The following is a 12,716-nucleotide window of genomic DNA, read 5'->3' on the forward strand; positions in this document are numbered from 1 at the left end:
GTTAGGCGATGGCCATCAAAGGCAGAGCAGTGGGCAGCCAGATAGTCAATCTATCCTACCCGGTCTGGGCGATGGTCGGTATACTGGTCATTTGGCAGATCGGCGTGATGGTTTTTGGGGTTCCCGAGTACCTCCTACCGGCCCCTAGCCGAATCGTGGTCAGGGTGATCACCGAAGGAGGATATTTGTTCAGGCATACCCTTGTTTCGATACGCGAGATCTTGCTGGGCTTCGCTCTGAGCATCGCCGTAGGGATACCGACCGCGGTCATCATCGTGTATTCCCGCCCCCTCGAAAGGACGATTTACCCGGTGCTTGTCTCCTTCCAAACTGTACCAAAGGTAGCCGTGGCCCCCCTCTTTATCATTTGGTTCGGTTTTGGTATCCTCCCCAAGATCCTCGTCGCCTTCCTCATCGCCTTCTTCCCCATAGTCATCGATACCGTTGTTGGTCTACGCTCCGTGGAACCGGAGATGCTCTACCTAGTGCGTTCTATGGGGGCCAACCCCTTGGAAACCTTCTTTAAGATCCGTTTCCCAAATGCTCTGCCAAACATTTTCGCCGGGCTTAAGGTGGCCATCACTTTGGCCGTGGTTGGGGCGATAGTGGGCGAGTTTGTCGGGGCCGATGCCGGTTTAGGCTACGTTCTTGTCGTAGCCAATGGCTACCTGGATACCGTTATGGTCTTTGCTACCATCGCTATCTTAGCCCTTGTCGGCATCATATTGTTCGAGATAATCGATATTTTGGAGAAGGCCGTCCTCCCGTGGCACGTGTCCCAACGTATCGAGGTGCCGGCCGCTACTATGTGAGGAGGACAACACAGGAGAAGAGATGGGAGAAACAGCACAATCAGCAGCGATGACTGAGAGTATCTCCACAGCGACCAAGGCAGCCGTTCGAAAGGCTACAGCCGTGGAGATACAGGGTGTCTCCAAATTTTATGGGACGCGGGAGGGCACCGTCCACGCCCTGGACGATGTCAGCTTCAACATTAAAGGTGGCGAATTCCTGGCCCTCCTGGGCCCCAGCGGCTGTGGCAAGAGCACCCTTCTGATGATCGTGGCCGGCCTCATTTCAAAGTCTAAGGGGACTGTTCTGATTAACAATCTCCCCGTGGAGAAGCCACAGACAGATATTGGGATCGTCTTCCAAAATCACGTGCTTCTCGACTGGCGTAAGGTTATCGATAATATTATGCTTCAGATCGAAATCCGCAGGATGGAGAGGGCTGTATATCGCCAACGGGCGATGGAGTTACTTCACTCGGTCGGACTGAGCGGATTCGAGCATAAATATCCTTTCGAGCTATCCGGGGGTATGAGGCAGCGGGTCTCTATCTGCCGAGCCTTGATCCATGATCCCTCTCTTCTACTCATGGATGAGCCATTTGGGGCCCTTGATGCCCTAACCCGAGAGCAGCTGATCCTGGACCTACAGCAGATCTGGCAGGAGACAGCCAAAACAGTACTCTTCGTTACGCACAGCATCGATGAGGCTGTCTTCCTGGCCGACCGGGTTGTCGTGATGACACCGCGACCGGGGCGTATCGCTCAGATCTTTGAGATCGATCTGCCTCGCCCTCGCCATCTCGCGGTGCGGGAAATGCCTGAATTTGGCAAATATACTGTGGCCATCAGGGACCTCTTCCAATCATACGGTATCCTCACCGAGCACCGCGCACCAAGCACCAGGCACTAAGCGGCCTGATCTCTTCCCCAGCGCAGTCAGCCTAGAAAATCTTAATTAAGCGACAATGGGACGGGGTAATGGCGGCTGGACGGTGCCCTCTACCAGCCTTTTGAAGACGGGCGGGGCCTCAGCAGCTGAACGGGCGTAGCCATCGGCTCCGATCTCTGTCGCCCACTCAGCGGTAACCGGTCCTCCCCCCACTACTACATAATACTTCTGGCGTAATCCCATATCCACCAGGTACTTAATGACATCCTTCTGGTAGTAAGCAGAAGTGGACATAAGGGAAGACAATCCGATGAAATCGGCCTTCACTTCCTCCGCTTTCTCGATGAACTTGCGCGAAGGGACATCTACACCCAGATCGTAGACCTCAAAGCCGTGGGCAGAGAGGATTGCGCCAACCAAGTTTTTGCCGATATCATGGAGGTCACCAGAGACGGTGCCAATCACCACCCTACCGAGAGACACCTCTCCCTTGCGCTCGGCGCTGATCTTGGGCACCAGGACGGCCAGGCTGGCCTTCATCGCCTCGGCAGCCAGAATCAGCTCTGGCAAGAAGGCCTCTCCATTCTGAAACCTCTCTCCAATTATCTGCATGCCTTTCGCACCACCCTCTTTGACAGCCTCCAGGGGGTCTATCCCAGCCACAATGGCTTCCTCAGAGGCTCGCCGTGCCTCCGCCTCATCACCCTCAACCATAGCCTTGGTTAGCCTATCCAGAATATCCTGCTTATCCAATGCTCCTCCTTAAAATGAATGGGTCAGCGGTATGCCCAGTTCGCTGAGCTCCCTCTTTACCCTTAAGTAAAGATCAAGCCACTCGGTGGTTGGCTCCAAGGTATTCAGGTCATAACAATCCCTAAAGCTCTGGCCCTTCGGTGGCTCTTTGAGCCTGGCCTCATACTTGGGTATCAGTACTTTAGCTATCTCGTTAGCCTGCGCACGTTTCATCCCGGCGCAGGCCTTGAATACCTCAGCACAGAATTTGGATTCAAGGGGGGTGAGGTGATCGGCATACTTGCCACCGGCCGACCGTGGCCCCACCGAGCCGCTGGCCCCAGAGACTGAGAGGTTCATCATCCCCACAGCCGATTCGTAGAGGATCATTTCTGTACATGGACCAGCCACCTGCTCTGTGATTGGATCAGTAAGCAGGTGAGTATTTCGGCTGAGAGCCTGATTGACTAGGCCGATAGCCCACTGTCCCTCTCGGCCACAATTACCCAAATAACGGACATCGTAGACGCTGCCCCCGCCATAATGATTGTGATAAACGGCGTATTGCAGCATCGTATAGGCGATGGCCGCAATGGCCGCCCCCTCCGGGGGTCCGGCATAACCCCCAATCATGGATGGTGAAGCTGCCCGGATCACCCCACCGCAGCTGTGGGCGTGGACAGCCTTATGCAATGAGGCATAGGTAACCTTCAGCTCCGCCGGGGCAAGGACCAGGGCAATATCCTTGGCTGGATCGTACCCTCCAGGTATGCCGTAGCCTCCCAGTTGTCCGAAGACGGTAGTGCTGGAGATGACGGCGGTTGTGGGCATACCGGGCCGCCCAGCCCTCCACAGCGCCTCCCGGTTCATTTGGGCCTCTACCCGACCTACTAATGTCTCATAGGGGGTACCACCGAGGACCGGCCTTCCCCAGACGGTGGCCAAGGATCCTCCCTGAAATATATCGATCTCCCGTTGCTGAGCGATGCCCTGCATGAGGGGAACCCATATCTCCTCGGAGACAACGATGCCCAGGGGTGCTGTGAATACCGGCTTCGTAGCGTCCTCGGGACGCCTGTGTTTTATCAGGACGCGGTCCAGTCCCTGTCCCACAACAAGCGTCGCTGGAGCATATTCAATGCCCTCCCGCAACTCCTCTTCGCTGATCTTGATTACCCTTTCCGTCTCCTGGCAGAGCATCCCCACATCAACAGCCAATTCGAATCCAGCCTTGAAGAACTCATTAGCCAGGGCGTCATCAGTGTTTATGGGGTTGTCACGGTCACAAGTCTTAAGCAAGCCATATTTCTTTAGCTTCTCAGACACCTTAGTGGGTATTACCCTTGCGTCCCAATCCTTCACGGTACAGACAGGCCCATTATGAGCACGATCAAGGGTGTTCAACAGGGCATAAAGCGACATCTTTTCTTTGCTCCTTTTGAGGAATTTTGGGGATCGATAGGATTAGCCCGCTTAATCTAACACCATACCAGCCACATTGTCAATCGAAATATACTTGACAAATAGCCCTTTGTGTGGTATAAAATATTTAGTAATAGCAAAATTATGAGGCTAAATTTCATCATAGGTAAAATCTATGGCTGAATACATGGATATCGGACAGCAAATCAGGGCTCTGCGTAAAGCCAAGGGGCTGACCCTGCAACAGTTGGGACAACGGGTCAAACTCTCTCCCTCGTACCTAAGCCAAATCGAGAATGGAAAGATAAATCTTAACCTCTCAAACTTGCAGGATATAGCCATCGCTCTAGATGTACCAATCATCAACTTCTTCGCTGGTAGCGAGGATTTGGACGTAAGCATAGTGCGAAAAGGCGAGCGCAGAGTGTACTCTTGTGATGGCCACGCCACGGAGACCCTGTTGTTTGTCAAGGATAAGTTGGACCTGGAGGCGGCGATCATCGATCTACCACCTCATTCTAACTCTGGGAAGGCTGGTTCCCATCCGGGCGAGGAGTTTACTTTCGTCCTATCCGGTTCGGTGCGTATCTGGCTCAACGATAAGCGGTATTATGATTTAGAGGAGGGAGATATAATCTACTACCGCTCTCTCCTCTCGCACTACTGGGAGAACGTCGGTGATGAGTCGGCCAGCATATTCGTCACTAATACGCCTGCTACCTTCTGATAAGGTGCAGGCTTTTTTATTGATCGCTTTGAGGAAGTTCCTAAATCTACTTTGAGGAGGCTCCCCAAATTATGGGCTATGTAGTGGTGACTAACATAGGCAAACTGGTCACCGGAGACGTCTTGAACAGTCTTTCCGAAGCGACGACCATTCTGATCAAGGATGGGGTAATCGAAAAGATCGGTACAGAACGGGATATAGATGTTCGAAACGCTGATAGGGTCATCGATGTCAACGGGATGACCATCTGTCCGGGCCTTATCGACGCTCACGTCCACAATACCCTGGACGACTGGGCTCCGATGCAGAACGAAATCGGCTGGATGGAGAACGCCCTTTGGCTAGGAACCACGACCATCATCTCTGAGGGAGAACAGGGTCCCGGTTTCCCTCGCTTCTTCGATGATGCGGTGGGGGTCAAGGCGACGGCCATACTGGCCAGGAGAGTCTTCGATCGCTACCGGCCGGGTGGAGCGTTGAAAATGCACGGTGGGGCCGTCGTTCTGGTGAACGGTTTGACCGAGGAGGATTTCAAGGAGATGGCCGAGGCTGGTGTCTGGCTGGTCGCCGAGATCGGCGGCGGTGGTTTGTGGAGACCGGAGGACGTCAAGCCGATGGTGCAATGGGCCAAGAAGTACGAGATGATCGTCTCCATGCACTTCGGAGCCCGCTCAATACCCGGCTCATCGACGGTTTCGGCGGAGGAGATCATCGAGGTTGGCCCGGACAAGATCGCTCACGCCAATGGGGGCTCAACAGCTGCGCCGTGGGAGTTGACGCGAAGGTTGATCGATGAGACCGAGATTCCCCTGGAGATGATTCACAACGGCAACCACAAGATGATGCATAGAATCGTGAAGAGGTGCCAGGAGAGAGGAGAGCTGCACCGCATCGTCCTTGGCACCGATTGTCCCACTGGTCAAGGAGCGATCCCCAATGCCATCACCAGGACGATCGTCTTCATCTCGTCCCTCGATGAAATCCCGGCCGATAAGGTTATCGCTATGGCTACCGGCAACACGGCTGATCTTTATCACTTGAACAGGGGTAAGGTAGAGGTTGGACGGGAGGCAGACCTGCTGGCCATCGACTGCCCACCTGGGTCAGTGGGGAAAGATGCCCTGGAAGCGATACAGGCTGGTGACACCCCCGGTGTGGCCATGGTGATGGTAGACGGTAGAATCATATCCATAAAGGGACGTGATGGGCGTCCCACCCTCCGCAACATCAAGGTGAATGGGGTGGAGATGGCCATCTCCAACATCAACGATTATCTGTTCGGCCCACCACACCCTGGTTTCAATGTCTACGAGATTCCCTTTGCGATTTAGAAGGTAAAGGCTGCCCCGGGCAGGTGGGCCAGCCAGGGGCAGCCACAAGGCGACAAGAAAGGAGGTTGACAAGCCAAAGTTCCCTGGCCAGGAAGGCTGCGGATCGACCTTAGTGCTGTCGCATGTTAGCTGGGGAATATTCCCAAAGTAAGGAGGTATTGCAATGTACGACTTCCTCTTGTTGGTAGCTCTGGTGCTCTACATCATCTTCGCCAAAGAAGAGAAAGGAGTGGAGGCGTGATGACAACCGGTAGACTTGTATCGTTAATCATTGGTGTGATCCTTATCATCATCGCCTTGGTCTACCTGATCGCCCCCCAGGCGATTGGGGGTCCGCTTAAGGCAGGCGAGTTGGCTCCTCAGGTGGGGATGCCCGGCGGGAAGGTTAGTTTTCCGATGACCACCATCCCCATAGGCGTAATGGACATCACCCTCCCTCTGTGGAGCGCTATCGCCATGTTCGCTATCTGTGGAATAGCCTTAGTACTTGTGGCCTTGGCTGCCAGGCCGAGGACGGGAGGTGCTTAAAATGGCAGAAGCAAGAAGGGCTGGGATCTTCGGCGCTCCGGTTTCCTATATCGCCCTGTTAGCCGCGGTGACAGCGGCCTTCCAGTTGATTCCTTTCTCAGTCGTACTTGGCCCCGGCTTAAGCTTCCCCTTAAGCCTGGCCATCGATAGCCTGGTTGGTATTCTGCTTGGGCCGTGGGCAGGGGGTCTAGCTGTCCTCATCGGTAGCGTGATTGGCATCATGATCGCCCCTCACACAGCTTTCCTCGGACCGTTCACCATCGCCGTTGTGACCCTTCCGGCCATCGTCGCCGGGCTCATCGTCATTCGGCAATATTACGTAGCTGCAGCAATAATGTTCGCTGGGGGGCTGTGGTGGGTCATCTCTTATGCCATGATTCTGCACTACCCTGACCCAAAGGTGTATCTGTACCCATGGCGCTACTTCGTGCCGGCTGTCCTGCTGCTCTTCCCGGCGCTGAACGAGAAGGCCCTGCGCCTATTGCAGTCGGAGAACAGACTGGGCATCGCTGTAGCAGTGGGCTACATCTCCTGGATCGGCTCGCAGTCAGGGCACTTTATCAGCGCTACGGTGGGAGACATCTATCTCTTCCGTCTGCCGCAGGATGTACTGAACGCCTTGATCTTCATCATCACACCGGGTGAGCGGGCGGTGCTCGACCTGGTAGCGATGGTCGTCGGACTGGGCGTTATCACTGGATTGCGTCAGATGGGGGCCAGAAGGCCCGCGCAGGGTATCTGGTAACTATCCTTGAAGACCAGGGTCACAAGGGGCATGCCCCTTGTGACCCTGGTCTTCGCTATGCCTATTCAGAAGCCTTAACTTTTGGAGAGAGTGAATAAATTTTAAGGAGAACTGATGGTCGAAGAGCAAATAGCTTTAGAAGTGAGGAACCTCAGCGTTACTTATCAGGGTAATACTACGTCAACCCTGGCCCTCGACGATGTTTCCTTCACGGTACGACAAGGCGAGTTCGTAGGCGTTATGGGGTCAAATGGGGCCGGGAAAAGCACCTTAGCCTTGTCCACCGTTGGTATTATTCCCCATCATACCGATGCCCGCCTTACTGGTGATATTCTCGTCTTTGGGCTCAATACTAAGGAAGCCTCGGTAGCAGATATAATTGGTCGCGGGGTAGGTATCCTGTTCCAGCAACCAGATTTGCAACTCATATCAATCAATGTAGAACTGGAGGTTGCTTTTCCCCTGGAGAACCGCGGCGTCCCTCGTGAGGAGATCCGTCGCCGCATCAGCCAGGCCTTAAAAACGGTCAGGCTGGAGGGTTATGAAAAACATACCCCTGACCAGCTCTCCGGTGGACAGAAACAGGCTGTATGCATTGCCACTGCTTTGGCCCTGGAACCGAAACTGATCGTCCTGGATGAGCCTACTTCACAGTTAGACCCGATCGGTTCAGATATGGTCTTTCAAGCACTAAAGAGCATCAACGAAGAAGAGGGTATCACCATCCTAATTATGGAACATAAGGCTGATCTTTTGGCTCAATATGCCCATCGCCTCATCATCCTTGATCAGGGCAAAAAGATTATGGAAGGTACGCCGGCCGAAGTGTTCAGATACGTCGATGATCTGAAAGAACGGGGCATCCCTACACCACAGGTAGCTGAACTAGCCACCATACTGGGGAGGGAATGGCAACGAGAGTTCTCGCCCTTCCCCATCGATGAGCAAACGATGTGCCAGCATCTGGCGTCAATCATAGGAGGTTAAGATAACGATGCGGACGGAAATGACCGAACGGCCGGTTACTATAGATGTAAGAAACCTTTCGTATACCTACCCTAACGGCTTTCAAGCCCTCAAAAACGTAAGTCTACAGATACGAGAGAATGACTTCTTCGCTTTCATCGGCCAAAATGGTTCGGGCAAGACGACTCTGGCCAAGCATTTCGTGGGACTGCTAAGACCGACAAGTGGACAGGTCGTAGTTAACGGCATCGATACGAAGAAGGCCGCCATCGTGGACCTGGCCAAGCAAGTAGGCTACGTATTCCAGAATGCCGATGACCAGATATTTTCTGATACAGTGGAGAGTGAGGTGGCCTACGGACCCAATAATCTGGACTACCCCCCAGAAAGGATTAAGGAGGCCGTAGAGAAGAGCCTGGAGGAACTGGGCATCCTCCATTTGCGTAAACGCCATCCCCTTTCGCTTAGCTGGGGAGATCGCCAAAAGGTAGCTATAGGCTCAATCTTGGCTATGGGGCCAAATACCATTATCCTGGACGAACCCACGACCGGACAGGACCTGCGGGGCAGTTATGAGATTCTGGAGACCTGCGCCAGCCTGCACAGGCAGGGGAAGACGATTATCATTATCACCCACAATATGCGTTTAGTTACCGAATTCTGTAAATATGTGGTCGTCCTCTACGAGGGAGAGATTCTCGCTGAAGGAGAGGTATCTAATGTCTTCCTGGATGCAGAGACGTTGCACCGGAGCTATATCGAGCCACCACAAGTAACCAGGTTGGCCAGCTTGTTGAATAGCATCTATCCCACCTTTCCGAAGAATATTTTGACTGTCCCTCAGATGGTAGCGGCGCTGAATCAATTGCACAGCCAGGGAGGGGGTCACCAATAAAGCGAGGACAGTGTAGAATCCATACCGAGGGCCAGATAGAGAGGCCCTGGTTCTTGTTCGCAGACAGATCAACACATTATATTGGGAGGTTCACTACATGCCTGTATTAGTGCAATATGTTCCCGGTAATACGGCGGTGCATCGTCTGGACCCTCGGACGAAGCTGGCTATGGCCGCGGTTGTCCTGATCCTGGCCTTCCTGTTCGATAACGCATTCCTGTTGCTCGGTTTATTCCTGGCCGTCCTGGCCATCTGGATCTGGATAAAGGCGCCGATGGATTTCGTTCGCAATCTATTCATCGCCCTAATAGCCTTCATGATCTTTATTGTCCTGATACAAGGACTCTTTTGGCAAGGAGCGCAGCGCACTGTTCTGATCGATCTCTTCCCCTCGTGGTCGCGGGTAGGGCCCATCGCGCGCATCATTGGTGAATCGTGGGACCCACACCGAGGAGGCATACTCGTGCGGGAAGGGGTTATCTTCGGCATCAGCCTCGGCTTCCGATTGGGCGCTGTTCTCACGATAATGCCGTTGATCACGATGACCACACAGGTGCAAGACCTAACGTTGGCCCTGGAATCGATGGGGGTTCCGTGGCGCATCGCCTATATCGTCCTTACTACCTTTCGCTTCATTCCCGTGCTCCTGGCTCAGACCAACACTATCTTAAACGCCCAAAAGCTGCGTGGCCTGGAGGTAGAGAAGGCCGGTTTGGTCAAGAAGGTGACCGCCTACGCCCCTCTGGCCGTGCCGGTGATCCTGGGTGCCTTCCGTAACTCCGAGCAGCTGGAGATGGTGTTAGAGTGTCGGGGCTTTGCCCAGGCGACCAACCGCACCTCCCTTTATGAGATAGTCTGGAAAAGGGAGGACACAGTGGCCATATTGCTGTTTGTCCTCTTGATAGTTGTGGCCATTTATCTGCGCCTCGCCGGCTACGCCGGTCTCTAGACAAAAACGTCAAATAGGCACAGGATCGACAGGGAGCATTGGGGCAGACGCCTGCGCCTCCATGCCAAAATGGCGCTATACCTGTACAGCCCAATGCGGCCTTGCGCTCACCCGGCCCAACCAGTGTGTTGGATAGAACGCGATCGTATTGTTCTATCAATTATGGAGGAACAAAAGATGGCCAAGAGAAGGCTTCTCTCTGAGCTCACCTGGAAAGAGATTGCTGCAATGGATAAAGCGGCGACCATCGCTTTCATCCCTATTGGGTCGCTCGAACAACATGGCCACCATCTGCCCCTGGGTACTGATACGATGTTGGCCAATGCTATCGTTGAAGGAATATGCGAGAACCTAGACAAGGAGTTGTCCTTCATTGTTCTCCCCACCATCCCAATCGGGCAGAGTCCCGAACACATGGATTTCCCTGGCACTATCTCGCTCCGGCCTGGAACCTTACTGAAGGTAATGGAGGATCTCTGCTCCAGCCTTGCCGCCCATGGATTTAAGAAGATAGTGTTGTTGAACGCTCATGGTGGGAACACCGATATCCTAAAAGCCGTCAGTTACGATCTGCGCCGCCGGTATGGCCTACACATCTTCGTTATTGACGTTTGGAGATTGCTGGCTTCCAGCCCAATCCCCCCAATAACTCAGGAGTCCCGCTGCGATATTGACATTCACGCCGGGGAGATTGAAACCTCGATAATGATGAAGATCAATCCAGAACTGGTCCGCTACGATTCGATGCAAGACTCCACCCCCACAAAGTTTGCCGACAAGAAGAAGGTTACCCTTGTGGGGCCCATCTGCTATGGCTGGTCCTCAGCGGATGTTTCTGAGACAGGCATCCTGGGAGAACCAACCAAAGCGACTAGCGAGAAGGGGGAGAAGCTATTGAAATGCCTTATCGAAATGATCCGAGACGGTGTACACGAGATAGCGACGTGGTAGCCGATTTGGGATCGCTTAAGGCTCAAAAAATACCGCCTATTCCCCAAGGGATGCTATAATCTTGACGCTCAGGAGGGTGGTTAGACGACGAGATTGTCCCCCTGAAAATTAAGTTAAGGAGGATCTTCTAGATGAGGAGCAAGACGAAGCTCATCAAAAATGCGCATACGATAGTCACGATGAACACTTCTAGACAACGATACTCCAACGGCGACATCTACATTGAGGGAAATCGGATCATTGAGATTGGGGTAGGTCTAAGCCGTAAGGCTGATGAGGTCATCGACGCCAGGAATAAGCTGGTTATCCCTGGCTTGGTCAATACCCATCATCATATGTATCAAACACTGCAACGCAACATCCCCTTGATGCAGGATGAGGAGCTTTTTCCCTGGCTGAAGCATCTTTACGAGGTTTGGCGTAATATCACGCCGGAGGCCGTGTATGTCAGCACCCAGGTGGCCGTTGGCGAGCTGCTGAAAACAGGTTGCACTACGACGACAGACCTCTTCTACGTTTTTCCGCGCGATATTCCCGGCAACCTGATCGATATGCAAATCGAGGCCGCAGCGAAGCTTGGCGTACGCTTTGAACCCTGCCGGGGGAGCATGTCGCTGGGCGTGAGCAAGGGTGGGCTGCCACCTGATGATGTTGTGCAAAGCGAGGAGGAGATTCTGCAGGATTCGGAACGGCTAATAAACAAGCACCATGACCCGAGACCCCTTTCCATGTTGCGCATCTCTCTCGCTCCCTGCTCTCCCTTCTCGGTCTCCAGAGAATCTTTGGTGGAGACGGCCCGCTTCGCCCGCCGAAAGGGCGTAAGGCTGCATACACACCTGGCCGAGACCAAGGACGAAGAGAGATACTGTCTTGAGCGATTTGGGCTGCGCCCTCTGGCCTACATGGAATCGGTGGAATGGGTGGGACCTGATGTTTGGTATGCCCATGCCGTTCACCTGAACGAGGAGGAGTGCCGCAAGCTGGCCGCTACCGGTTCAAAGGTGGCTCATTGTCCGACATCTAACATGCGCCTGGCTTCCGGGGCAGCACCCATCCCGCGCATGCTCGAGTTGGGGGTCGACGTGGGGCTAGCTGTGGATGGAAGTGCCAGCAACGATACCTCAGATATGCTGGGGGAACTCCGCACCTGTTTGCTGCTGCATCGCCTCACCAGCGGCGTCGGCTCAATGTCGGCGGAGAAGGTAATGGAGATGGGTACGATTGGTGGGGCAGCCATCCTCGGGCGAGACGATATTGGCCGTTTGGAAGTGGGCAAGGCCGCCGATATGGCGCTGATCAACCTCAATGTGCTGGGCTATGCTGGAGCACTCAGCGATCCTCTAGCGGCCATCGTATTCTCCGGAGACTCTCACATCGTCGACACGACCATCGTGAATGGAGAGATCGTCGTTAGGGACAGCCATCTGGTCAATGTTGACGAGGAAAAGCTGGTTGAGGAAGCTAACAAGCTTTCTACAGAGATGTTGGAGAAGGCTATGCGGTTCACCGGTCTAAACTATTACGCTTGCGCCGTATAAACCTCTTAAGGAGCATTGTTTCCATACCAGCTGATCAGCGCACCAGTTCGAGGGATCGGAATATCCAGCGGCGTGCTGAGAGGCATTGCCTCTCAGCACGCCGCTTCTTTACTATCAAAGATAGATATAGAAATTAAATGATTTCTGCTATAATGGCCTCACCAGTATAAACCCTGTTTTGAATGCTGATGGAAGGAATTGATGTGGAAGAAGATATCCTTATCCCAGGGAGAGAGGTCACGAGTAGAGAAT

13 protein-coding genes are annotated in these 12,716 nt (G+C 53.7%); 11 read left to right on the plus strand and 2 right to left on the minus strand.

The annotated features are described in order from the left end of the window. The first annotated feature begins 8 nt into the window (after positions 1 to 8). On the plus strand, positions 9 to 812 hold the full coding sequence (locus M1136_02065) for an ABC transporter permease (protein ID MCL5074423.1): 804 nt from the start codon (positions 9 to 11) through the stop codon (positions 810 to 812). A gap of 49 nt (positions 813 to 861) precedes the next feature. Next, positions 862 to 1,701, plus strand: a complete 840-nt coding sequence (locus M1136_02070; protein ID MCL5074424.1) for an ABC transporter ATP-binding protein — start codon at positions 862 to 864, stop codon at positions 1,699 to 1,701. Positions 1,702 to 1,746: 45 nt separating this feature from the next. On the opposite strand, the gene M1136_02075 is transcribed toward M1136_02070, so the two are convergent. Both M1136_02075 and M1136_02080 read right to left on the minus strand, forming a co-directional pair. Further along, positions 1,747 to 2,433 carry a corrinoid protein gene (locus M1136_02075; protein MCL5074425.1) on the minus strand — a complete coding sequence of 229 codons (687 nt, stop codon included), beginning with the start codon at positions 2,431 to 2,433 and terminating at the stop codon, positions 1,747 to 1,749. Positions 2,434 to 2,442: 9 nt separating this feature from the next. Then, entirely contained in the window at positions 2,443 to 3,834 is a 1,392-nt protein-coding gene (locus M1136_02080) for a monomethylamine:corrinoid methyltransferase (GenBank protein MCL5074426.1), read from the minus strand. A 175-nt stretch (positions 3,835 to 4,009) separates the two neighbouring features. Here M1136_02080 and M1136_02085 point away from each other — a divergent pair, with 175 nt between their 5' ends. The 9 genes from M1136_02085 (at position 4,010) to M1136_02125 (ending at position 12,464) form a co-directional block, all read left to right on the plus strand. Next, positions 4,010 to 4,561, plus strand: a complete 552-nt coding sequence (locus M1136_02085) for an XRE family transcriptional regulator (protein ID MCL5074427.1) — start codon at positions 4,010 to 4,012, stop codon at positions 4,559 to 4,561. Between the two features lie 71 nt (positions 4,562 to 4,632). Beyond that, positions 4,633 to 5,892: an amidohydrolase family protein gene (locus M1136_02090; protein ID MCL5074428.1), complete on the plus strand. Its 1,260-nt coding sequence runs from the start codon at positions 4,633 to 4,635 to the stop codon at positions 5,890 to 5,892. A 240-nt stretch (positions 5,893 to 6,132) separates the two neighbouring features. Beyond that, a complete protein-coding gene (locus M1136_02095; GenBank protein ID MCL5074429.1) occupies positions 6,133 to 6,420 on the plus strand; it encodes a hypothetical protein in 288 nt (95 codons plus the stop codon). A 1-nt stretch (position 6,421) separates the two neighbouring features. Beyond that, positions 6,422 to 7,165 (plus strand): hypothetical protein, encoded by a 744-nt coding sequence (locus M1136_02100; GenBank protein ID MCL5074430.1) that lies wholly within the window; start codon positions 6,422 to 6,424, stop codon positions 7,163 to 7,165. Positions 7,166 to 7,279: 114 nt separating this feature from the next. Beyond that, complete coding sequence (locus tag M1136_02105; GenBank protein ID MCL5074431.1) at positions 7,280 to 8,152, plus strand: ATP-binding cassette domain-containing protein; 873 nt, start codon at positions 7,280 to 7,282, stop codon at positions 8,150 to 8,152. Between the two features lie 7 nt (positions 8,153 to 8,159). Further along, positions 8,160 to 9,026, plus strand: coding sequence for an energy-coupling factor ABC transporter ATP-binding protein (locus M1136_02110; GenBank protein ID MCL5074432.1), 867 nt, complete (start codon positions 8,160 to 8,162; stop codon positions 9,024 to 9,026). A gap of 97 nt (positions 9,027 to 9,123) precedes the next feature. Then, a complete protein-coding gene (locus M1136_02115) occupies positions 9,124 to 9,975 on the plus strand; it encodes an energy-coupling factor transporter transmembrane protein EcfT (GenBank protein ID MCL5074433.1) in 852 nt (283 codons plus the stop codon). A 177-nt stretch (positions 9,976 to 10,152) separates the two neighbouring features. Continuing rightward, positions 10,153 to 10,926: a creatininase family protein gene (locus M1136_02120; GenBank protein ID MCL5074434.1), complete on the plus strand. Its 774-nt coding sequence runs from the start codon at positions 10,153 to 10,155 to the stop codon at positions 10,924 to 10,926. Between the two features lie 131 nt (positions 10,927 to 11,057). Continuing rightward, positions 11,058 to 12,464 carry an 8-oxoguanine deaminase gene (locus M1136_02125; GenBank protein ID MCL5074435.1) on the plus strand — a complete coding sequence of 469 codons (1,407 nt, stop codon included), beginning with the start codon at positions 11,058 to 11,060 and terminating at the stop codon, positions 12,462 to 12,464. Positions 12,465 to 12,716: the final 252 nt, after the last annotated feature.

It is taken from the genome of Chloroflexota bacterium (assembly GCA_023475225.1).
Classification (GTDB): Bacteria; Chloroflexota; UBA6077; order FW602-bin22; family JAMCVK01; genus JAMCVK01.